The 24,962-nt window shown below is 45.9% G+C and carries 14 protein-coding genes; 11 read left to right on the top strand and 3 right to left on the bottom strand.

Annotated features, from left to right (window positions below):
- Positions 1–544: 544 nt before the first annotated feature.
- Positions 545–5,842, top strand: a complete 5,298-nt coding sequence (locus K0I73_RS16205) for a PAS domain S-box protein (protein WP_220064427.1) — start codon at positions 545–547, stop codon at positions 5,840–5,842.
- Between the two features lie 118 nt (positions 5,843–5,960).
- Positions 5,961–6,980 carry a response regulator gene (locus K0I73_RS16200; protein WP_220062076.1) on the top strand — a complete coding sequence of 340 codons (1,020 nt, stop codon included), beginning with the start codon at positions 5,961–5,963 and terminating at the stop codon, positions 6,978–6,980.
- Between the two features lie 82 nt (positions 6,981–7,062).
- On the opposite strand, the gene ygfZ is transcribed toward K0I73_RS16200, so the two are convergent.
- Entirely contained in the window at positions 7,063–8,025 is a 963-nt protein-coding gene (ygfZ, locus tag K0I73_RS16195; RefSeq protein WP_220062075.1) for a tRNA-modifying protein YgfZ, read from the bottom strand.
- Between the two features lie 356 nt (positions 8,026–8,381).
- Positions 8,382–9,611, bottom strand: coding sequence for a phosphoglycerate dehydrogenase (serA, locus tag K0I73_RS16190; protein WP_220062074.1), 1,230 nt, complete (start codon positions 9,609–9,611; stop codon positions 8,382–8,384).
- Positions 9,612–9,777: 166 nt separating this feature from the next.
- Here serA and K0I73_RS16185 point away from each other — a divergent pair, with 166 nt between their 5' ends.
- From K0I73_RS16185 to katB, 9 genes are all read left to right on the top strand, one after another.
- Positions 9,778–10,389, top strand: a complete 612-nt coding sequence (locus tag K0I73_RS16185; protein WP_220062073.1) for a DUF2238 domain-containing protein — start codon at positions 9,778–9,780, stop codon at positions 10,387–10,389.
- 254 nt (positions 10,390–10,643) lie between these two features.
- Positions 10,644–11,309 (top strand): helix-turn-helix transcriptional regulator, encoded by a 666-nt coding sequence (locus tag K0I73_RS16180; protein ID WP_220062072.1) that lies wholly within the window; start codon positions 10,644–10,646, stop codon positions 11,307–11,309.
- A 734-nt stretch (positions 11,310–12,043) separates the two neighbouring features.
- Positions 12,044–13,096, top strand: coding sequence for a porin (locus tag K0I73_RS16175; protein WP_220062071.1), 1,053 nt, complete (start codon positions 12,044–12,046; stop codon positions 13,094–13,096).
- A 33-nt stretch (positions 13,097–13,129) separates the two neighbouring features.
- Positions 13,130–16,378: an ExeM/NucH family extracellular endonuclease gene (locus K0I73_RS16170; protein WP_220062070.1), complete on the top strand. Its 3,249-nt coding sequence runs from the start codon at positions 13,130–13,132 to the stop codon at positions 16,376–16,378.
- A 74-nt stretch (positions 16,379–16,452) separates the two neighbouring features.
- Positions 16,453–19,107: an endonuclease gene (locus tag K0I73_RS16165; protein WP_220062069.1), complete on the top strand. Its 2,655-nt coding sequence runs from the start codon at positions 16,453–16,455 to the stop codon at positions 19,105–19,107.
- 167 nt (positions 19,108–19,274) lie between these two features.
- On the top strand, positions 19,275–21,008 hold the full coding sequence (ushA, locus tag K0I73_RS16160; RefSeq protein WP_220062068.1) for a bifunctional UDP-sugar hydrolase/5'-nucleotidase UshA: 1,734 nt from the start codon (positions 19,275–19,277) through the stop codon (positions 21,006–21,008).
- Positions 21,009–21,228: 220 nt separating this feature from the next.
- A complete protein-coding gene (locus K0I73_RS16155; protein WP_220062067.1) occupies positions 21,229–21,666 on the top strand; it encodes a PaaI family thioesterase in 438 nt (145 codons plus the stop codon).
- A gap of 123 nt (positions 21,667–21,789) precedes the next feature.
- Positions 21,790–22,038, top strand: a complete 249-nt coding sequence (locus K0I73_RS16150; protein WP_220062066.1) for a YgjV family protein — start codon at positions 21,790–21,792, stop codon at positions 22,036–22,038.
- 436 nt (positions 22,039–22,474) lie between these two features.
- Positions 22,475–23,941 carry a catalase KatB gene (gene katB / locus K0I73_RS16145; protein WP_220062065.1) on the top strand — a complete coding sequence of 489 codons (1,467 nt, stop codon included), beginning with the start codon at positions 22,475–22,477 and terminating at the stop codon, positions 23,939–23,941.
- 91 nt (positions 23,942–24,032) lie between these two features.
- On the opposite strand, the gene K0I73_RS16140 is transcribed toward katB, so the two are convergent.
- The gene (locus K0I73_RS16140; protein WP_220062064.1) at positions 24,033–24,587 is read right to left on the bottom strand and encodes a TMEM165/GDT1 family protein; all 555 of its coding nucleotides are present in this window, start codon (positions 24,585–24,587) and stop codon (positions 24,033–24,035) included.
- Between the last annotated feature and the right edge of the window lie 375 nt (positions 24,588–24,962).

The following is a 24,962-nucleotide window of genomic DNA, read 5'->3' as shown; positions in this document are numbered from 1 at the left end:
CGCTCCTACTCAAGTTATTGCCTAGGGCCTGTTAATCTTGCAATCTTGTGTTTGTCGAACGCTTCAACCAGCAAAGATTAACTGGCCCTAGTAGCATCATGCCGTAAACCATATTGTTATCCTATCGTAATTTAGCCTGGGTTCTGCCTAAAACAAGCTTGTACGCGTGGGATCTTGATAAAGATCTTTGTTGTTTATTTTATGAGGTTTTTCATTACTAATGAAAAGCCGTTTTATAGCTAGCTCGCCAAGGCCTAAGAAGGGGATAAGCCTTTAAGGCGGATAGCTTGATGTTTGTTGGTTAAATCATCAGTTTGTTGTTGAATGCATCCCATCATGGTGCTTTAATGAGTTCACTATTTTCAAAATCTTCATGTAGTTAGCGACATTTGAGTTATACACTTAAGTGGGTTAGCACAATGACGGCGTTGTTTCAGCAAAAGCGATCGGTTTCAATATTTGTAATTGACGCGATCGATTTTGACCGTGACGGCGTATTGATTTATTTGTGAGTAAATCTCTCGACTTCTCAGCACTGTGGAATATGGATATGAGCAGACTTCGTACTTTTCGTAGCAGGATTTTATCGCATATCGCTCTACCGTTAATTGCGATCATGGCTATCGTTTTCAGTATCAATGCTTGGTTCAATTATCAGGCTGAAGAAAAATATATTTATGATGACTTGGCCAAGCAAGCCGACAATGCTGCTCGTAGAATGCAGTTTTTTTTGTCGACGGCCGCAAAAGATACTAAAGCCATCGCTGATCTGCTTAGTGACATCGACAATGAGCAGCTGTTCGGTGACGATCAAAAACTACGTCAATTACTTACCCGTCGTTTAGCGCTTCATCCTGATTTCTACGGCAGTGCCATCGCCTTTCAAAAAAACAAAGTACAGGGGCGAAACCTGTATGCTCCCTACGTTTATCGTGAGAAAGAAAATATCAATGTCCTAGATATTGGTGTCGATGGTTATGACTATACCGATGGGAAATGGGATTGGTGGAGTAAGGCGATAGATAACATTAATGGCTATTGGTCTGCCCCTTATTTTGATGAGGGAGCGGGCAATATTTTGATGATCACTTATTCTTACCCCTTTGGTTCCGCATTGCCCTATGACGGGGTGCTGACGGTTGACTTGGCCTTAGATGTTATTCCACAAATGACGGGTATCCCTCCTGAGCGGATTGTGATTATCGATGATAGTGGCAGATTAATTTTTCACGAGAATCAAAGCCTTCTGTTGGCACAAGGGACTGAGGCCTGGTTGGCCAAGTCAAATGATAATCAACTGTTTGTCGACCTATTTAATGCTGGTAAAGAGGGGAGTAGCTTGCTCCTAGATAGTGAAGGTAATACTTTTCTTGCCAGTGTAGGTGTGGTGCCGACACTCGGTTGGCGAGTGATTATCATGACCCCAGAAGATCAACTTTATAACCAGTTTTTCAGTGGTTCCTCCTCATTGACACTGAATCTGCTACTGATAGTCATAGTGCTGTTACTGACAAGCTATTTTACCGCCCGTCGTCTAACACGGCCAATTGAAGAGTTAGAAGAGGGGATCGTCGCATTCGCCGCCGGGAGCGCCAAGCGGATAGAAAAACCGGGTGGCGCAGTAAGTGAAATCGTGACCCTGACCAATAAGTTTAATGATATGGCGGGGGTGTTAGAGGAGCGAGAGCAGGCGCTATTAGACTCTCGCGGCAATCGTTTTGCTAAGTTGATTGACGGTATGAGCGATAAATCTTTTTATTGTTCATTAGAACCCGATGGGCAGATTGCTCAGGTCAGCGCTGGAGTTGAAAAGGTGTTGGGGGTGACTCCTGATCTGTTGAAACGAAAGTATCAACGAATGTTCTCTGATAACCCTTTAAATGAGCAAAATTGGGAGTATATGGACAGGGCGTTAAAGGGGGAAAGTGTGCCGCCTCATCAAGTCGAGATGCTTGATGCCCGTGGTAAGTTGCGTCAGCTCGATCTGTTTATGCAGCCACTGGTTTCCGATAGCCAAGAGCTACTGTCGGTTGAGATGTTATTTAATGATGTGACTGAACAGTTTTCTGCCGCGGCATGGTCTAATGCCGTACTCGAATCAGCGCCTGAGGCGATGTTGATCGTCGATGAAAGGGGTCAGATTGTTTTCACTAATACTCGCTGTCAAACCTTGTTTGGCTATGATGAACAGCAGATGTTATCTATGTCTGTCGATAAGTTAGTACCAGAATATGCCCGCGATAAGCACCCAGAATTTAGGAGTAAGTTTGTTGCCTCTGGACAGGATAGGAAGATGGGACTCGGTGCTGGTGCTGAGCTTATGGGACTTAAGGCCGATGGAAGTCTATTTCCTGTTGAAATCAGCCTTGGAATATTGCCGCAAGATGTTGATGGTGTTAGGCAAGTTGCCGCATCTGTGCGGGACATGACAGAAGAGTTGGCGATCGCCAAGCGTGTTAGTGATAGTGAAAACCGTTTTAGAGGTCTAGTTACCAATATTCCTGGCGCGGTATATCGAACGCGCATAGGCGATACTTGGTTGATGGAATATGTCAGCGACAACATAGGTGATATTACAGGCTATCCCGCCAGTGATTTTATCGAAAACAGTCAACGTAGTTTTGCCAGTTTGATTATTGAGGCCGATCGTGAATTAGTCAGTGAGGCGATCAACCGTGGTGTCGCTGAGCGCCGCGGATTTGAGGTGCAGTATCGTATTCAACACAGAGACGGTAGCGAACATTGGGTGCACGAAAAAGGTAAGGCGATCTACGATGATGCCGGTCAACCTTTATGGTTTGATGGCAGTATTAATGACGTCACCAGCAGTAAACTGGCCCAGCAGAAGATTGCTCAATCTCAGCGCCAACTGGAAACCATTACCGAATCAATACCTAGTACTGTGTATCAATTACGTTGGATATCCAATAAGGAACGTAAATTTACCTTCCTATCCAGTGCATGCATCACCACCTTAGGTTTCCATCGAGACCAAGCCATCCATAACTTTAACCTTGTTGCTAATTGCATCGTTGAAAAGGAACGGCCGCATATTATCCAATTGCTGTCGGGTCAAAGTAGTGAAGGATTAAAATGGATAGAGGAGTTTAGATATAACCATCCAACAGGAGATGTTCGCTGGTTGCAAGCGGGGGCTCATGGCAGTTATCAGGAGGATGGTAGCCTACTATGGAATGGTTACCTCATGGATGTTACAGAGCGTAAACAGTTAGATAGGGAGCTTGCGAACCGAGAAGCTCATTTTAGAGCCCTGTTTGATCATGCGGGTATCGGCATTGTTAATATTGACGACCGCGGAGTCATTATCGATTGTAACGAGCAGTTTAGCCAATATATGCAGTTATCTGTAGCCGATCTCAAGGGGACCTCATTCTTTGATTGCCAACATCCCGAAGGCCGTGCTGATGCTAAGGCGCTATTACGTGAGAGAGTCGAAAAGGGCGGTGACAGCATTTCTGGCGAAATAAGATTAGTCAATCGCAGTGGTGAATTGATGTGGATGGATATCACAGTCACTTGGCTGCAAGACAAACAAGGCAATATCAATTCAGCCGTCTTGTCCATGGCGAATATCACCTCGCTGAAAGCGATATCTGAGGAGTTAAGAGAGGCTAAAGATGTTGCCGATGCGGCTAGTAAGGCTAAGAGTGATTTTCTGGCCAATATGTCCCATGAGATCCGCACCCCCATGAACGCCATCATCGGCATGTCTCAGTTATGTTTGCAGACCGAGTTGGATCAGAAACAGCAAAATTACATACAGAAGATTGATCGCGCATCTAAATCATTGCTGGGGATCATCAATGATATTTTGGATTTCTCTAAGATTGAGGCGGGTAAGTTAGATATCGAATCGATACCGTTTCAACTCGATACCATGCTTGAAGATCTTAGCGATATGTTCTCAGTAAAAGCCGCCGATAAACAGCTGGAGCTGTTGTTTGCAGTCGCGCCCAATATCCCAAGGCATCTCGAAGGTGATCCGTTGCGCTTGAGTCAGGTGCTGATCAACCTAATGAACAACGCGATTAAGTTCACCGAACAGGGCGAAGTCTTGCTGTCGATTAGTCAGCTAGAGCGAGTCGAAGACGATATCGTGTTGCGATTTAGTGTTCGCGACAATGGCATCGGTTTGACCGAAGAGCAACGTAGTAAATTGTTTAAGTCATTCAGTCAGGCCGATACCTCGACGACCCGTAAGTACGGTGGCACCGGATTAGGGTTGGCCATTTGCAAACAATTGGTCGAGTTGATGGGCGGTGAAATTGGGGTCGAAAGCCAATTTGGTAATGGCAGCACCTTCTTCTTTTCGGTGCGCTTTAAAGTCGCCGACAGTCAACTGTTAAAGGCTGAGCAAGAGCTAGAAGGGATGAAGATCTTGGTGGCCGATGACAATGCGACAGCGCGCGATATTTTACGTACTACCTTAGAAAGCATGGGCTTTGAGGTGGATACGGTGCGAAGTGGTGCCGAAGCCATCTCTCGCTGTGAGCAGGTGCATTACCCCATGGCGTTGATTGATTGGCGTATGCCAGAAATGGATGGTTTAGAGACATCGGAAAAGATCTTAAATCAGATCGAGAATCCACCTAAATTATTGATCGTCTCAGCTCATGCCAATGCCGAGTTTATCGATAAGATAGAGAGCAGTGGGATATCTGGATATATCACTAAACCTATCAGTGCCTCACGTTTACTCGATGGCATCATGTTGTCTTTGGGCAAGAATGGTGCCATGCCTGTGCGCCGCAGAGGTGTCGATATCAGTAAAGAGGTGCTTTCACAACTTAAGGGTAAGCGTATCTTATTAGTCGAAGACAATGAGATGAATCAGGAGGTCGCGACCGAGTTTCTGGAGCAGGTTGGGGTGATATTATCGATTGCCGAAAATGGCCAAATTGCGCTAGAGAAACTGGCCATGCAGAGTTTTGACTTGGTGTTAATGGATTGCCAGATGCCGGTTATGGATGGTTACCAAACAACAGAAGCACTGCGTAAAAATCCCCAGTTTGAATCCCTTCCTGTGATCGCCATGACAGCTAATGCTATGGCGGGTGACAAAGAGATGTGTTTGCGCTCAGGGATGAATGACCATATTGCTAAGCCAATAGAGGTTTCCCTGCTCTATAAGACCTTAATTGAGTATTTAGGTGATGGCTCGCAGGCGATTAGTGATAAGGATATTGCAGCGAATGTCCATGAGGAGTCTATGCTGTTTTGGCCGCAGCACGAAGCCATAGATATCGACAAGGGACTGCAGTTAGTCCAAAGCTCAGTAAGGCTGTACCGGAGAATATTTGAGCGTTTCTATTCTGGTCAGATGCATGTTGCCGAAGAGATAGACTTAGCCTTAAGTCAGGGACGCGTCGATGACGCTATTCGTTACGCCCATACTCTTAAGGGCGTGTCAGGGAATCTTTGCAGTCCCAAATTGGTCGAACTGGCGAAAGAGATCGAAGCCAAGCTGGTGACTTCGGAGAAAGCTGATATTTCTGCTGAGCTAGCGACTTTGTCTGAGCTAGTTACATCGATATGTGAAGCCATCTCTGAGTGGATATCGCATCAGCAACAAGATGCGCCCGATGATGCCGCATCAGACAAACCGTTGATGTCAGATAGTGAGTTAAGTCAAGCGATTCGGGAGCTGCTCGATATGCTAGAAGATGCTGACTCTAGTGCTGTAGATAAGATGAATCAGATTAAAGAGGGGATCCCCGCTGCAATGTGGCAAAAAATCAGTCCGGCGGTCGCTATGGTCAATGGCTACCAATTCGATGAGGCCGCGGAGTTGATTGAAGAGTACTTCGCCCACGATCAATAAGCTGAGTTGATGGTTGTAGCTATAAATCACGTGGAATTGAACAAAGTCATCAAGTATTGGTGACTATACTGAGATCAGTCTGATTCGGTTTTTTTGCACTCAAAGGAGAATGAGTTTCATGGACAATGCTACGATTCTGGTTGTAGATGACACCCCTGAAAATATCGATATTTTGGTTGGGATTTTAGGGGGGGATTATAAGGTCAAAGTGGCCATTGATGGCCCGAAAGCTTTAGCGCTGGCAAACAAGAGCGCCCCCGATCTCATCTTGCTTGATGTGATGATGCCAGGCATGAACGGCTATGAAGTGTGTCAACGCCTTAAGCAAGATCCCCTAACGAGTCATATTCCCGTTATTTTCGTTACCGCATTAGCCGAGGTTGCCGATGAGACCCAAGGGTTTGAACTTGGCGCGGTCGATTACATCACTAAGCCAGTAAGTGCACCCGTAGTAAAGGCTCGAGTAAAAACTCATTTAGCGTTGTATGATCAAAAACGTTTGTTAGAAGAGGAGGTTAAATCTCGGACGAAAGAGCTCGAAGAGACTCGTTTTGAGATCATCCGTCGACTTGGACGGGCGGCTGAATACAAGGATAATGAAACGGGTTTGCATGTTATACGCATGAGCCATTATGCCAAGCTATTAGCACAGCAAGCAGGCTTACCCGATAAGTTCTGTGAACTTATTTACAATGCGGCGCCGATGCACGATATAGGTAAAATAGGTACACCAGATTCAATTTTGAAAAAGCCTGCTAAGTTAGATAAAGATGAATGGATAGAGATGCAACGCCACGCCGAAATAGGTGCAGAGATCATCGGCGATCATAATGATCCTTTACTTGAAATGGCCAAAAGAATTGCCCTTAGTCATCATGAAAAATGGGATGGTTCTGGTTATCCTAATGGATTGTCGGGAGAAGATATTCCATTAGAGGGACGTATAGTGGCGATTGCCGATGTATTTGATGCACTCACCTCCATTCGGCCTTATAAGAAAGCATGGACAATTGAAGACACCATGAACTTAATCGAGAGTGAGTCGGGCAAGCATTTTGATCCTGATCTGGTGGTCCATTTTAGCGCCATTTTAGATGAAGCGGTAAAAATCCGTGATGCCCATAACGAATCTGAATAGCGCTTATTGGATGTCATGGGAATAGTGAAAAAGGCGCTTAATGCGCCTTTTATCTTGGTCTGTATTAGATTAATGCTGAAAGTTATTCGTCATCGAGGGCGTAGGGCAGTGGCTGAATCGACAGGCTTGATGTTTCATCATCAGCAAAACGAAGTACCGCAGCGTCAGTAGTATCATTGGGGAGTACAGCCGTTAATACCAGCTGTTCTCCCGATTGGGCATACTCGATAATTGTCCCAGTTTTTTTGAAACCCGCTTCCAAGGCTAATTCGAGCTGGCTCTCGAGGGAGATTGGGTTCTTGGATGTTCCCGTCAAAATATAGAGCGCGCGCTTATTACCCCCACGATATTTCATCCGAGCAACCGTTTCTTGGCCCATGTAACAGCCTTTATTAAAGCTGATTCCATTGACGGCTTGTAGATTACACATCTGAGGCACAAACTGGCCTTGATGAACTGCAGCGATATTGGGATATCCTGCTTTAATCTCTATGCTTTGCCAAACGCTGCTTGCGTAGATAGGTTGTTCTAGTTTATCGATTATGGCATCGCTGGTTTCGGCAGCAAGGACTATAATGTAGCGCTCGCCATCTTTCACAATAACGCCATTAGATATAGCGGTAACAGGCTCTAAGACCTCACCAAACTGGGTTTCAACCCAGGTATTGGCGTCTTGTCCGGCAACGCCTAATATGATCCAACTATCGCTTGCATCAACAAGGTCGGCTTTGCTAAATACGGCATATTTGGCCAGTTGGGGTAAATCTGCGGCTAAAGTGTCTTTAGGCATCATCAGCATCAATGCATCATTTATGCTAAAGGCTCTGAAGCTTGCAAGCATCTTACCCTTGGGATCGCAGTGGGCGCCCCACATCCATTGGTCGGCGCTAAGTGAACTGATATCTGTAGTCACTTGACCATGGATAAAGCTACGACCCTGTTCGCCAGTGACACTAAGTAGGCCTAAGTGGGAAAGATTACAAAAAACGAGTTCGGGGATCTCCTCAGTTACACTCCACTGAGGTTGGGAAACGGTAAGTGTCATATCATGTTCCTAGGCGTTGGCATGGAGATAGTATTCGATTGTAACCTTAATGGTTTATTACTCATAAATATATGGGCGTTTAATCCAATTTAAAGGGGGATGTAGTCGTTTGGTGAATTTGGCCACCTGATTAGAGGTGATATCATCACTTTTGTATTTAACCGGTGGCATTATGACAACGAGAGCTAGACCTACATATAGCCCAGAGTTGCGACTTGAAGCTGTTCAATTGGTCATTGACCAGAGCTATTGTTAAAGCGATGAATGTGAGCAAGTCAGTCATGGAACAGTGAGTTGAGATTAAAAAAGACGCACCCTATCGGATGCGTCTTTTGTGTTGGATATCGATGTAAGAATTAGTGCAGTAGGCGCGCTCTGATAGTTCCTTCGATAGCTTTCATCTCTTCGAGAGCCTCATCAGCTTGGTCTGAGTCGACTTCCATCACCACATAACCTATCTCTGCCGTGGTTTGCAGGTATTGGGCGGCGATGTTAATGCCTTTCTCTGCGAACGCTTGGTTAATCTTAATTAAGATACCTGGGCGGTTATGGTGAATATGCAGCAAGCGTGAAGCATCTTTATGCTGCGCTAGTGAAACCTCTGGGAAGTTAACTGCTGTCATGGTTGAGCCATTGTCAGAGTATTTCGCGAGCTTACCAGCCACTTCGATGCCGATATTTTCCTGTGCTTCTTGGGTACTGCCGCCAACATGAGGCGTTAGCAGCACGTTATCTAGTCCACGAAGCGGGCTGACGAACTCATCATCATTTGATTTTGGCTCGACAGGAAATACATCGATGGCAGCGCCAGCAATATGTTCACTGCGGATCGCTTTCGCTAGGGCATCGATGTCGACCACTGTGCCACGAGAAGCATTGATTAAGATGCTGCCCGCGCGCATACAAGCCAATTCATCTTCGGCAATCATATTCTTAGTTTGTGGTGTTTCAGGAACATGCAGACTGACTACATCCGATAGCGATAACAACTGCTCCATAGAATGCACCTGTTGCGCATTACCTAATGGCAACTTATCTTCAATATCGAAGAAGATCACTCTCATACCTAAGGTTTCAGCTAAGATGCCGAGCTGAGTCCCTATGTGACCATAACCGATCACACCTAAGGTCTTACCACGAGCCTCAAAGCTACCCGAAGCGCTCTTTAACCAGCCGCCACGATGGGCTAAAGCATTACGCTGTGGAATTCCACGAAACAGCATGATGATCTCACCTAATACCAGTTCTGCCACACTTCGAGTATTTGAGAAGGGGGCATTAAACACTGGGATGCCCAGTTTTTCAGCTGCAGAGAGATCGACCTGATTGGTGCCGATACAGAAGCAACCGATACTGACCAGTTTTTCTGCATGGTTAAGTACAGATTGAGTTAGTTGGGTACGCGAGCGAATACCGACAAAGTGAGCATCTTTGATTGTGGCGAGTAACTCCTCCTCACCCAGTGATGCTTTGTGATATTCAATGTTGCTGTAACCTGCTCGTTTGAACACATCTACCGCAGATTGGTGGACGCCTTCCAACAGCAGGATCTTGATCTTATCCTTGTCCAGCGAGTGTTTCGCCATGATTTAGGTACCCTCTTTGTCGGTTGTTGCTATTATGTGGTAATTATTTTGATTGTTGACTGCCAAAGCCTCCACAAAATAGCACCTTTTTTAGTCAGTGTGGAGGGCTAGATGGCTAAAGTTATTATTCTGATATTAAAACAATATCATCTAAGGAGTTTCAATTTTGAATAAAAGCACTATCTGGCTCACAATTTTCTTTGCCGTGCTTATCTGGTCGGGTATTGAGCCTAAAGATAACTTCACTTGGTTTTTAGAAGTTGTGCCTGCGTTGATCGCTTTACCTGTGCTATTTTTTACCCGTAAACGCTTCCCTTTGACCTCATTAGCCTATGGGCTAATTTTGATCCACGCGGTCATTTTAATGGTGGGAGGTCACTATACCTATGCCGAGGTTCCGCTATTCGATTGGATCGCTCAGCTCATGGGAGGAGAGCGTAATAACTACGATAAGCTAGGACATTTTGCCCAAGGCTTTATTCCTGCATTGCTTGCTCGCGAAGTGTTTCTAAGGCTCGAAGTGGTTAAGCCTGGAGCTTGGTGTAATTTTTTAATCTGTTGTTTCGCTCTTGGGTTTTCAGCGTTTTATGAGCTTATCGAATGGTGGGTGGCGCTATTTTCTGGGGAAGATGCAGAATCCTTTTTAGGGACTCAAGGTTATGTGTGGGATACCCAATCAGATATGGCGATGGCACTGTTGGGCGCGGTGGTTAGCTTGATCGTTTTATCTCGCTGGCATGATAGATTGCTAGCCTCTCTCAAAACGAGCAGAAGGTAGCGGTAGTTAATGCTTTTCTAGTTGGTAATAGTTGTAAGTTTATTGTTTCTTATAACTATTGGTGATAGCTGTTATTATTAATCTTGGTTAGTATGATAGCGATACTTTTCTACTAGGCCTAACTTGGTATCGGTTAGGCTAGCGCATTAAATTGACGAATAGAATGGGTCAATAAGTCATCATTAGGATTGATAGGGATAGCATACTTAATATGGTTAGTTATGTGATTCAACACTTTTCAGGGAGAGAAGTTAATGAGTAGAATCAACGAATTAGTATTTTTACATCAGCTCTCCACCCCTTGCCATTTAGCCGTTTTGGCGGAATCAATAGGCTTAAAAACTCGAATCGCTAAGCTGGTGAGTGATCTCGATCCGGATCGCGATCATAATAGTTTTTATCTTGTTGCCCAAAAAGGTGCCGCTTTAGACAGTAATGGTGTGCCATTAATTGTGTCTCGATTACTACCCCATGTGCCGATTGCCCTTTACCAAGTTGAAAGAGGCACGTTAGAGCCTGAAGCGGCCTTGTTACTTGGTGTGCGAGGCTTGTTGTTTTCCGATCAGCGCATGGACCTGTTGCTGACGGGGTTACGTAAGATGGTTGGTGACGAGTTATGGTATGATCGTCCGTTGATTTCTAAAGTATTTAGGCGTTTAGTGAGCCGGCAAGATAGTGGTATCGAGTTGACCCAAGATACGGTTGCTATGTTGCAGAAGTTAACAAGCAGAGAGCGGACCATCATTCAGTTTGTCTCCAGCGGCGCAAGAAACAAAGAAATAGCCGATCGTTTATGTATAAGTGAGCACACGGTTAAGGCGCATATCTCCTCTATTTTTAGAAAAACCCAGTCACGGAATCGAGTCGAACTACTACGCTGGTCTCAGGCCAATGCCTGCCACTTGGAGTTTTGTACTTAGCAAGGAATCTTTTGGGCACGAGCCCATAATATAGCCTCGCTTCAAAGACTCTATCATCTAGATTTAGTGTCGAATAGATTGAAAAGCAGCGCTGGGTACCTATCTAGCCACTTCGAACTCTATTCTTTAACAGCATCGTTTCCTTTGAAAGATGCAATCATCAAGATTTGTGTCGCCTCTTTGTTATTCGTGGTCGTCTCTATTATCTCTATAAAAAGCCTTTTAAAAGCCTCTTTATAGCTTTTAAATGGGTTTTTCTGACCATTTTTAGCTTGTAGTCGAAGATTCATGATCAAAATTTAGTTTTTCATAAAAAAATCATCTTAATTTTTCCATCATTTTATACAAAAAAATACGCATCCCTGTTCTTGCTTAAGTGTTTGATTATATGGATTTGTTGCTTCTGAAGTTTAGCTACGTTCTCTGATGTGGTCAATCTGGCTCTGTTTTCCTTTGTTTAACAATCGCTTATACATTCCAAATGTGATTAACCCTTCTTTTTTTTGTTATAAAACTCTGCAACAATCGCTTCGCGCGTTAATGAAAGTTAGCGACATTATTATAAAAAATGGGGTTGATATATGAAGTATGTAATAACTGTATCGGTGATTTCGTCATCGAACTCTCCACCTATCTGACCAGCCAGAAGTTTAAGATATTACTAATAGACATTTTTAATTTTGAGTTTGGCCTTCAAATATAGGCTGACAAATTTCTAATCGGAAGTAACAGGAATGTTAAAAAAAACAACAATTGCAATCGCTATCGTCACTATGTTTAGTGCTGGTTCAGTGAGCGCTGTAACGCTAGATGGCGACAGTCAAGGTGACCATGTTCGCTTGTATGGCGAAGTAGGTGTAGGTGGGCATTTCGATACCCATGCAGATTACAACCACGATGAATTCTACGAAACCAAGGGCTATGTAGATGATAGCTTTGCGACTATGGGCGTAGAAGGTCAACGTCAACAGTTCACTTATCGTCTAGAACTAGACTACCAACGTCGCAACTGGCTTGGCGGCGATGGTGAGTTCGAGTTGGCCATCGACAAGATGTACGTAGGTTATCTCTTAACCGATCAGCAGTGGATCGAGCTAGGCTTGACCGATACTGCATTCGACGACTACGACCACTTCGGTGATTTCACCTTCAACAAGTCTGTTGAAACCGGTGAAGCGGGTGACCAAGAGAACACAGTTAAATACCAAGCCAAGTTTGAACATCTGATCTACGGTGTTTCTTATTCATACAATGGTGAACACAAGAGTGGTGCGCTGCAAGGTGACATAGTCAACGGATATGTTGGCTGGATGTCTGATCTGTTATCTGTTGTAGTTGGTTTAGAAACTCGCGGTGGTTCCAACGGCGTCAGTAAATATGGTGAGCAAGAGCAGATAGGTTTGGGTGTACGCCTGAAAGTGATGCCTGATTTGTCTATTGGTCTCAATGGCTTTTTAGAAGATGAAGACTTGTCTACACGTAAGGGCGGCGATGTACACCTAGATTACCAGACTTTCCGCAACCAAGGACTAACGCTCACTGCCAAGTACGATTGGAATGAACACTGGGAAATCATCAGCTCTGTAAACCATGAAGAATACGAGGGCTGGGATCTGATCGGTCCGAACTATGACTATTCGGAGTTGCCTCCAGAGTACGGAAAAGAGCGTCGTTGGGCCAGTTTAGGTTTCAACTATCGTCCAGCTCGTGACATCGTTCTATCACTAGAAGGCAGAGTAGGCGAGGCCCCAGAGGCAGCTTACGCTTATGCGCGTATGTATTTTTAGTCCGAATTGAATTCAACTTTTATAGAGTTTACTATGAAAAAAAGTCTCCTATCATTGGCCATTGCCAGTACCATCAGCATGGGCGCCTTCGCTGGCGTTGAAGATCTGCTGATCACCGAAATGACCCAAAGCACCGATGCCAATGTCGGCGCGGTTGAGATCACTAATACAGGCTCTGATGCCTTTACTTTCACCGATAGCATTACTGCTTATCAACGCTCTAGCGGCAAGTACGACAACGAGTTGCTTAACGCTGATGCTAAGCCGTTGTTGACTGGCTATACGCTTGCACCTGGTGCTTCTATGGTGGTTGTCAATAGCAGATCGAGCGAAGAGTTTCGTAATGCCATTGTGGCTCAAGGTGGCAGCGTTGTTGTCTCTACCTATGATCCAAGTAATAAGTACAACAACCTGTTCATGACCAGTGATGACGGTTTCTTCCTGAAAAATGGCGATACCGTTATCGATCGTGTTGGTGCCGTGAATGATTCTAGCAAGTGGGCACCCAATACCACTTTGCGTCGTAAAAAAGCCGCCGATGGCAGTAATCCTGCTCAATCAGGCACCTTCGATGCAGCTAAATGGCAGAACATCTTACCAATGAGGTTTGATGATTTAGGTAAGTCAGAGCTGCCTGCTGCCGACGCTGCCGACATCATGGACATATTCACTTGTCCAACTGATAGCAATGAAATCTTGTCTCCTAGCGAAGTCCAGGGTACAGGCTTTACCTCGCCTCTGATTGCCGAAGGGGAAACCGAATCAGCTGAAAAAGTTGCCGTAGAAGGTATTATTTCAGCTAAGGTGTCTCTTCCTAATGAGGGCTTCTATCTTCGCAATATTGCCTCTGACAACGATCCTGAGACTTCCGATGGTATCTTCGTTAGTTCTAGCGCAGCGGGCGCTCTGAAGGTTGGGCAAACTATCTGTGTCGGTAGTAAAGTCGTCGAGTACCAAGGTCAGACTCAACTATCTGCAGATACCGCATTTAGCTGGAACGTGACAGATACTGACATTCTAACGCAGCCTACAGATATTGAGGTTCTAAGCTCTGATAACGGCTCTTTCGATAAGACATTAGAGCGTTATGAAGGTATGTTGGTTAACCTGCCTACAGATCTGGATCCTCAGACTGATGGCGACCAAGATATGCGTATTACTCGCAGCTTTAGCTACAACTACTTGTCGTCTCCTAACGGTCGCAATAACATGGTGGCGGCTTATAAGCGTCCTAACTTGCAGCCCAACCACTTGCACGTTGCCGGAAGCCCAGAATCAAAAGCGGCTTATGAGCAAAACAATGACTATCGTTTAGTGATTGAGAGTGCCACTAAGTCCAACGGCACTGACTTGCCTTATTACGCTGGTTTTAACAGTGACCCACACACAAACTATATTCGTATCGATGATAGCCTCGTTAACGCGCAGGGTGTGATCAGTCAATATGAAACTGAGTTGATCCCAGGAACTGATAAGTTTGATCAGGACTATAGCCTGACGATTACCAACCAGTTGACCAGTGATAACTTTATTCATAACTTACCACGTACGACGAAACCTGCTCTGAAAGACACAGTGGCAGAAGATGAGTTTGCTATTCGCGTTGCTAGCCAGAACTTGTTTAACTTCTTCAACTCTCCTTTCGGTGGTGACAATAACAACTATGGTCAGAGCCGAGGTGCAGAGACTTTCGATGAGTACATTCACCAGAGAACCAAGCTGGTAGAAATTATTCGTGCTCAGGATGCCGATGTCATGGCACTGATGGAGATTGAAAACAACGGTTTTGGCGATGCCTCAGCCATTGCAGAGATTGTTAATCAGGTCAATATCCAGTATGTGGATGAGCGCGCCCAAGATTACAATGGTCCTAACTCAACTGAGAACCGTTATGTGTTTGTTGGTTTTGACAACAACGGCAATCAAATGTTGGATAATCTGGACGCCATTGGTTCTGATGCCATTGCTACAGGTATCATCTATCGCCCAAGCAAGTTGAGCATTGAGCGCACTCGCGTGATCCCAATGCCTCAGCAAAAAGCACCTACCATAGTGAACGACTTAGGTGAGGTGATCAAAGATCAGAATGAGGAAATTCTAGAGAACGGTCAGAACTATCACCGTGACGCCTTGGTGGTAACCTTTATCGTTAACCAAACAGGCAAGCGTTTGACGCTATCTGTCAATCACCTTAAGTCAAAAGGCTCTACTTGTTGGGAAGAGTGGCAAGGTGTTGAGTTTGGTAATGCTACAACTTGGAACAACCGTGAAGCACCGGATCTAGATTTCCAAGGATCTTGTGCTGAGTTCCGCGTAGCGGGTGCCGTTCACTTAGGCGAAGAGATGGAAGACATTCCTGGGGATAAGATCATCCTTGGTGATTTGAACTCTTACGCTAAAGAAGATCCAGTACTGGTTCTAACTGAGAACCCACGTAACAAAACGATCGTTAGCGCTAGCCACACTTTCCTTGGACCTAAGCCTCAGTTTAACGAAGATGGCTCACCAGTTACCATCACTAAAACTTACGGCTACGTCGATATCGTCGGTGAAAAGTTCAAGGAGAAGGGCGAGACGCCTTGGAGTTACTCTTTCAGTGATGAAATTGGCTCGCTTGATCACATCTTGATCTCTCCTTCGCTAAAAGATCGTGTGATTGATGCTACTGACTGGCATGTTAATGCAGCCGAGACTGGCCTGTATGACTACCAAAACCGCTTTAAAGGTAGTATCGACGGCACTGGCGCGCATAAGTTCTACAAACCAAACATGTATCGCGCGTCGGATCACGATCCAGCATTAATTTCTCTTAGCTATAAGCCTGGTGATGCGGATGCTAACGTGCCTCTGAACCTGCCAAAACTGAGAAAGCTGATCAAGGTTCCTTACCAGATCCCTACAGATATTGCCGCTCAAGCTGGCGATGTGGCGACCATCAGTATGAGTCCTGTGGATGATGAACAGCGTTTAGATTTGACCCAAATGGTACAGCCTAATGTGGTCCTTTCTAATGACGACACTGCTTTGGTGAATTTTGAGGTCTTTGGTGCACCATCTGCTATCTACGACGTGACCGTAAGCCTAATGCGTGATGGCAAACTTGTGGAAGGATCTAAGCAATCTTTCCGTGCCAAGGTATCTAACCGTGACGCCTTGATTGCTGACATTGTAGAAGAAGAAAGCGATAAAACAGGTGGTGACGGTAGTGCTGGTAGCACTGGTTTCATCAGCTTACTATCCCTATTCGGATTAGCTGCTATGCGCCGTCGTCTTCGCAAATAAGCGTTGCTCTCGATAATGAAGCGCCTGCCTTTGGACAGTGCGCTTCCCATCAAGGATTCAAAAGAGATACGATTATGAGAATTAAAATGAATGCAGTTGCTGCGGCCACTGCCATGGTTTTGGGCGGCTTGTCTACAGCAGCCAATGCCGACTTACTGATTACTGAGTACATTGAAGGCAGCAGCAACAACAAAGCGGTTGAGATTTCCAATGTTGGTGATAGTGCCATTAATCTGGATGCCAATGTTTACAAGCTGACTCTGTTTGGCAATGGCGCTGACGCATCAAATCCTGGTAACACCGAGACGCTGACTGGCATGCTAGATCCAGGAAAGAGTCTCGTTTTCCACAACTCTGGTGCCGCTGATGCGTTCAAAGTGGGCAACGCTTCTACCGTCACTTACTTTAATGGTGACGATGCACTGGTATTGACCAAAGACGATGCGGTTATCGATCGCTTCGGTAAGCGTGGTGAAGATCCTGGTTCTGCTTGGACAGATCCAAACGATGCTAATTTCTCCACAGCGAATAAGACACTGCGTCGTAAAGCCAGTGTCACTACTGGTGATACCGTAGCTGAGGCTGATTTCCCTGGTACAGACAATCAGTGGGTCGTGTTCGATACTGACACTGCTGATGGCCTTGGTTGCTCGGGTGAAGGCGCTTGTAGCACTGAAGCGACGCCTGGCGTACTCTTGCTGACCGAATATATTGAAGGTAGCAGCAACAACAAAGCGATTGAGATTTCTAACGTCGGTGGCACTGCCATCGATCTGGATGCCAACGTTTATAAGTTGACCCTGTTTGGTAATGGTGCTGACGCATCAAACCCTGGCAACAGTGAGACACTGACTGGCACTCTGGAGCCTGGAAAGAGTCTTGTTTTTCACAACGCAGGTGCTGCAGATGCCTTTAAAGTAGGCAATGCTTCTACGGTCACTTATTTCAACGGTGATGATGCGCTGGTATTGACCAAAGACGATGTGGTTATCGATCGCTTCGGTAAGCGTGGTGAAGATCCAGGCTCTGCTTGGACCGATCCAAATGATGCCAATTTCTCTACAGCGAACAAGACGCTGCGTCGTAAAGCCAGTGTCACTGCCGGTGACACAGTTGCTGAAGGCGATTTCCCTGGAGCCAACAATCAGTGGGCAGTATTTGATGTCGATACCTCTGACGGCCTTGGTTGTGCTGGTGAGGGAGCCTGCGACGGTTCGGTTACGCCTCCAGAACCAGAGCCAGAAACTGGTCCTTGCACGGGTTGCGAGACGCTGACTCCGGTTGCCGATCCTACTAAGTTCAATAGTGAGATCTATTACTCAGATATTCTGAGTGGTGATTTTGCCAATGCCGAAGAACTTAAGAATGCCCTGTCTGTTGTCATTGCGAAAGATCATAAGCAACTGACCTATAAGCAGGTTTGGAGCGCTCTGAGCTATGCAGACCAAGATCCAGATAACGATAAAAATGTTATCGAAATCTACACAGGTGCTTCTATTTCCAAGTATGACAACCAGACGGGTGGTAGCGGTGTAGGTAAGTGGAACCGTGAACACGTTTGGGCCAAGAGCCATGGCTTCCCAAGTGAGTCTCAGTGGGGCTATACCGATGCTCACCACCTGCGTCCTTCAGATCCAGGTATCAACACTGCACGAAGCAATAATGACTTTGGTCTGTGTAAGGACACTGGTGAAGAGGTTCTATTCAACGGTGTTGGTACTGGTAACTATCTGGACAAAGCCACGGATTGCTGGGAGCCTCGTGATGAGGTGAAAGGCGACGTTGCCCGTATGATCATGTATATGGATACGCGCTATCAAGGTACCGATACAGCTACAACTAATATGCCTGATCTCGTCGCGGTCGATCGTCTAACGACGACCGAGGAGGATGACGCTCCGCTTATTGGTACGCTTTGTACTCTGTATGCGTGGAGTCAGTTAGATGCTGTTGATACCTACGAGCAGAACCGTAACAACCAGGTATACAAATACCAGGGTAACCGTAACCCCTTCATTGACCGCCCTGAGTTAGTGCAAGAAGTGTATGGTGCTGCCTGTGGTGATGATCCAAGCCCTAGTTTGGTAGTCGAAGGTGATATTGTTACTCCTGAAAGTGTTACTGAAGGGGCTGCATATACCATCGATGCCTCTGCAATCAAAGCTGGTGAAGGTGTTGCGCTTACTTACAAGTGGGAACAGATTGTTGGTGAAGAGAAGACTGTTGTTGGCAATGAGGCGATCTTGTCTCTGACCGCACCAATGGTTGCAGTCGATGACACTTTGAACTTCTCCTTGACCATCAGTGACGGTACGTTGGAAACAACTAAAGCGGTTAGCCTAAGCGTGATCAACGTGCCGTTGACACTGAATGTAGAGTTTGCTGGTACAACTAAAGTGACTGAAGGTGAAAAGGCTTCAATTACTGCAGCGGTTGCCGATGCACCAGAAGGGGCTAGCTACAGCTGGAAACAGGTATCTGGTACTACGGCAGTGTTTAGCGCTACAGGTCTGACACTTGATGTGACTGCACCTAGTGTCAATATTGACCAAGTACTTGTGTTCGAACTCACGGCAACAGTTGGCGAAGAAAGCTTCGCTAAGTCTGTTAGCATTGAGGTGACAAACACCGAAGAGCCTGGTTGGGTTAAGCCAGATGGGGCGGGTAGTTTAGGTGGTTTTATGACTCTACTTCTACCGCTAGTCTGGTTGCGTCGCCGCCAAGGCTAATCATCAGTTAAGCCTGAAAAAGCAGCACCGGGATCGCTCTGGGTGCTGCTTTTTTTAACGCTACAGACGTTGTCTATAGCTTGCTTTGCGCGGGTTGTTGTCAATATCGATACAAAGTCCTTAGGGCAAGTGACAACGCTTATCTGAATATTATTGAAGGTATTATTATGAATACTTCACTCCGTCCTTCTCGCCTATTTCTTACTGGCTCAGCTATTGCTCTAACATTAGTATTGAGCGGCTGTGGTAAGGAAAAGGTGAAAGAGGCGCCTAAGACGACAGCATCCATTGCCTGTCAAGCCGCTGGTGATGACTGTAAGCGCTTCACCGTGCTGCATACCAATGATCACCACGGCCGCTTTTGGCAGGGCTCAAGAGGTGAGTATGGTATGGCTGCACGAAAAACCATACTGGACCAGATCCGTAAAGAGGTCGCCGAACAAGGTGGGGAGACTTTACTGCTCTCTGGTGGCGATATCAACACGGGGGTTCCTGAGTCTGATCTTCAAGATGCCGAGCCAGATTTTATCGGTATGAACCACCTTGGCTATGACGCCATGGCCGTAGGTAACCATGAGTTTGATAATCCATCGACGGTGATGGATAAGCAGAGAGGCTGGTCAAAGTTTCCTTGGTTATCGGCCAACATCTATCGCCAAGTTGATGGTGAATGGCAACGCTACTTTGAACCCTATAAACTATTCGAGGTTCAAGGATTGAAGCTAGCGGTGGTCGGCCTGACTACCGAACATACTGCGGTGATCGGCAATCCAGAGTACGTTGAAGCGCTAAAGTTCACACCCGCTCAAGTTGAGGCTAAAGCGGTTTTGGCTGAGCTTGAAGAGAAGTATCAGCCGGACCTTGTTTTTGGCCTTACCCATATGGGTCACTATGAAAACGGGGTACATGGCAGCAACGCGCCCGGTGATGTTGCTCTGGCTCGTAGCCTAAAGCCTGGCCAGATCCAAGCAATTATTGGCGGTCATTCGCAATTACCTGTGTGTATGGAAGGGGATACTGGTAAGTACGTAAAAGATTATGGTCGAGATGAACCTTGTAAGCCTGATCGTCAAAATGGCACTTGGATCATGCAAGCCTACGAATGGGGCAAGTATGTTGGTCGCGCCGATTTTGAATACTATGGTGGTGAGTTACACTTGGCAAACTACCAGTTGGTGCCGGTGAATACCGAAACCAAGTTTGGTTCCTATTATCCGCCTGAAATGATGACGCCTAAGGATAAAGAAACCCTTGAACTGCTCCGTCCTTATCAGCGTAATGGTCAGCTGAAGTTGAGAGAGCAGATCGGTGTTGCAAAAGCGGATTTCATTGGTAAGCGTAAGGTTGTTCGTAACCAGGCTACACCTCTGGGGATGATGATCGCCCATGCTCAGACTCAGCTTCCTGTGCCTGCAGATTTCGGCATCATGAACTCTGGAGGTATTCGTGCCACCATAAAGAAAGGGCCTATTCGCTATCGTGATGTGCTTAAGGTGCAGCCTTTTTCTAACAGCGTGACTGTGACTGAAATGGATGGGGCAGAACTGAAGAAGTATCTGTCTAAGGTGGCGCTTAAGACTCGAGGTTCTGGCGGCTTTGCCCACTTCAGTGGCATCAAGATGACCGTTGATTGTAAAGCTAAAGATGTCGATATTAGAACGGTTGGCGGTAAGCCTTTTAACCTAGAGGATAACTATCGATTTACTCTCCCTAGCTACAACGCTGCGGGCGGTAATAAATATCCCAAGTTGAAGGAAAAGGCGAGAGATACAGGTTTTATTGACGCAGATATGCTTTATCAATTCATTAAAAAGCATGGCACGCTTGACCCTGTAGATTATGACAGAGCGAAAGATGTTCGCTATATCAACTCCAGAAGTTCTGATGGCTGCGGCGGTTAATCTTATTGTTTAATAAGGTTAGTCTGGTACTGCCTTAGAGCTCGAAACTGCGCCCAACCTTTGGGGTGGGCGCTTTTCTTGGTATGCACCAGGCAAACGGCACTTTTCACTCTCGAATTGCAATCGACTAACCCGTAAGGCAATTGCTTCTACCCGTTTATATTTCCGGTCTGACGCAGTAGACTAACGCTCCCTCTTTAAAGACAAAATGGAATAACGCATGAGCATTTGGTTTAGACCTGTGACACTGGAAGACTGCGCCAAGATGGATGCAGGCATGCATGGTAAAGGTACATTGATGCAAACCATGGGGATTACAATATCTGAAATTGGCGAGGATTATATGAAGGCTACTATGCCAGCCTCTCCAGCGATCCATAATCCACTTGGCATTGTTCATGGTGGTGCTAACGTCGCATTGGCCGAGACCGTTGCCAGTTACGCCGCTAATTTTGTTGTCGATTTCGAGAAATTTTATTGCGTCGGGCAAGAGATTAATGCCAATCACCTGAAGGCATCACGTAATGGGGTGCTCACTGCGACGGCAAAACCCGTTCATCTGGGGAAACGCAGTTCTGTGTGGGAAATTCTGATCCATAATAGCGCGGGCGAACTATGTTGTATCTCCCGTATGACGGCTGCCGTAGTGCAGCGTTAATTGTTAGCGATATAGCGCGTATTTATTGTGCTAAATAAACGCTTGTTATCTTGGCCATTACTGTCGTTTATAGCAGTTAGTGTCCATAATAAAAAATAGAGTTTGTTAATTGAAGGGGTATCTATGGATAGCGCGACAATTTGGGAATGGGTAGGTTATCTAGCCTCAGTGGTTGTGGCTGTGTCATTGATGATGTCAAATATCAAGAAGCTACGCTGGTGGAACTTAATAGGTGCGTTGCTTTTCGTCGCCTACGGTGTTGCTATTGGGGCGATTCCGGTTGCATTAGTTAACTTCTTTATAGTGTTAATCGATGCCTACTATTTAGTAAAGCTATATCGTGAGCCAGAGCTACCAGCTTCTGACGGTTAGTCGTTGCGGGCAGTACCGAACAACTTATGATCAATCGATTGCATAATGTTATATCGATTGGTAAAAGGAGCAGGTGAGCTTTTCCTGTAACCACTCTATTGACTATCAGCCCGCATTCGTTGGGCTGTTTTATTTTAAAAATCTCTTTATCGCTCAAGCACTTCAGTATTTTAAGCTTTCCATCACTCCTACATTTAAGTCATCATCACTCACTCTTAATCTGTTAAATCTATAACTCTGATTCATTTTAATCGTTTTTATTGTTTTCCTGTTCGCTCTATTATTGCGTTATTGAAGTCGCATTGACGGAAGGCGTCGGTTAGGAGCTCACACTATGGCAACCATCTATGACGTGATTGAAGATTGGATTAACAGCAAGCATTAGTTGAATAAACCTATTTAGCGCAGACAAATTTGAACTTTGGAGATAAACATAATGACTCAGACGAACAATACTTTAACCAGCCAAAGCGGCGCCCCTATTGCCGATGATCAAAACTCACTCTCGGTTGGCGAGCGTGGTCCACTGCTACTTCAAGATTGGCACTTAATTGAGAAGCTAGCGCATTTTAACCGTGAGCGTATTCCTGAGCGTATCGTTCATGCCAAAGGTACTGGTGTATATGGCACCTTCACCTTAACTAAAGATCTAAGTGATTTCACCATAGCGGATCACTTTAATGGCGTTGGTAAACAAACAGAGACCTTCATTCGTTTCTCCACCGTAGGCGGTGAGATGGGCTCTGCCGATGCGGAGCGTGATCCGCGTGGTTTCGGACTGCGTTTTTACACGGCTCGCGGTAATCACGATATTGTGGGGAATAATACGCCAACCTTCTTTTTGCGTGACGGTATCAAGTTTCCCGATTTTATTCACACTCAAAAGCGTAATCCACAAACCAACTTAAAAGATCCACAGGCAATGTGGGACTTTTGGTCGCTAAACCCTGAAGCCATGCATCAAGTCACCATATTAATGTCAGATCGCGGTATTCCCGCTAACTATCGTCAAATGCATGGATATGGTTCGCATACTTTCTCTTTCTGGAATGCCAAGGGTGAGCGTTTTTGGGTCAAGTTCCACTTTAAATCACAACAAGGCGTGGTCAACTTGACGGGTGAGCAAGCCGATATTTTGAAAGGGATTGACCCGGACTCGTCGCAACGCGACATGGTCGCTGCGATTAATGATGGTAATTTCCCTCGCTGGACGGTCAATGTGCAGATCATGCCAGAAGCTGACGCCAACCATTATCATATCAACCCGTTTGACTTGACTAAGGTTTGGCCGCATAGCGATTACCCGTTAATTGAAGTGGGTGAGCTGGAGCTTAATCGTCTGCCGCAAAACTATTTTGCCGAAGTGGAGCAAGTGGCGCTAGCGCCGAGTAACTTAGTGCCAGGTGTGGGCGCATCACCAGATAAGATGCTGCAAGCGCGATTATTTGCCTATGCCGATGCCCAGCGTTATCGTATTGGTGCTAACTATAACCAGTTACCTGTTAACTGCCCGCATGCTACGCAAGCTAACCACCATCAACGTGGCGGTGCAATGGCTGGTACTCTGTGTCCATTTAGTGGCAGTCAGACTGGCGCCGACGCTAGCGCAAACTACGGTCCAAATAGTACGGCTGCAGCGTTAGTGGAACCGACTCAGTTTGCTGAGCCACCACTACGAATTGAGGGCGAAGCGGCGCGTTACAGCCGTTATGATCAAGACGATTTTACTCAAGCGGGAAATCTATACCGGATATTCTCAGAAGAGGAGAAAGTACGTCTGGTGGCCACTATATCTGGGTCATTGAGCCAAGCGACGCTAGATGTTCAGCAACGCATGGTGACACACTTTACCAACGCCGACAGTGATTATGGTCAGCGAGTTAAACAAGCTCTCGGGTTATAAGCGACAAGTGAATGAAAACCAATGGCTAAGCCATTGGTTTTTTGCTTGGTATTCTTCTCGCTTCAGGCCTTTAGCTCGTAACTCCCAGCTCCTAGACCAATAGCGTCGCCACCCCTAATAGCGCAAACAAGACGGCACAACCGCGATGGATCCACTTCATTGGCAATTTATCGGCGCTGAAGTGTCCAGCGATCACCACTGGTACGTTGGCGATCATCATGCCTAAGGTGGTGCCTATGACGACTAAACCGAGAGCATCATATTTGGCCGACAGTACTACTGTAGCTATTTGGGTTTTATCGCCCATTTCAGCCAGAAAGAACAGAATAAAGGTGGCGATTAAAGGACCCATCTTATAAAAACGACTCTCTTCACTATCGACCTTATCTGGCACTAATACCCATAAGGCAATGGCAAAAAAGGAGAAGGCGACTGAATAGGTGGCCAGCGCTGGACTTAGCCAATTGATGGCCCATTGCCCAAACCAGGCAGCAGCAAAGTGGTTGGCTAATGTTGATAGCAAGATACCCAAAATAATGGCGGTTTTATTTTTAAAACGGGCGGCAAGAATAAGCGCTAACAGTTGAGTTTTATCGCCGATTTCGGCAATGGCAACGGTGAAAGTTGATGCGAGTAAAGCTTCCATGATGGTTCCTTAGGGGGCAAAAAATCCAAGCACAGTCCGCCGCCCCCCTAATTTGAGCGGTTACTGTGCTTAGGTCTTGCCAGGCAAAAGTGGCGGCGTTTACAGCCCTTCATTTTGCTGTGAGTACCATGGCATATGGCCAAGTGTGTTGATACTCACTCGCGACTCAAATAGAGACTCGTTAGCTACTCCCCTAAAGCAGTGGCGCAATTATACTGATAAGATCGGCTATGGCAAGATCCTAGATTATTAAATCAGTAGTGAAAAGTGTTCGGTAATCAAGCTGTCTGTAGTGCCGTTATTTCTGCATTGTTGCTCGATTGCACAATCTTGGCTTGGATTGCGATAGATGCCTTGTGCACTGCGTTTGCCTCT

It is taken from the genome of Shewanella mesophila (assembly GCF_019457515.1).
GTDB lineage: Bacteria > Pseudomonadota > Gammaproteobacteria > Enterobacterales > Shewanellaceae > Shewanella > Shewanella mesophila.
The sequence above is the reverse complement of the archived record's forward strand: the minus strand, read 5'-3'. Positions and strand labels throughout refer to the sequence as shown.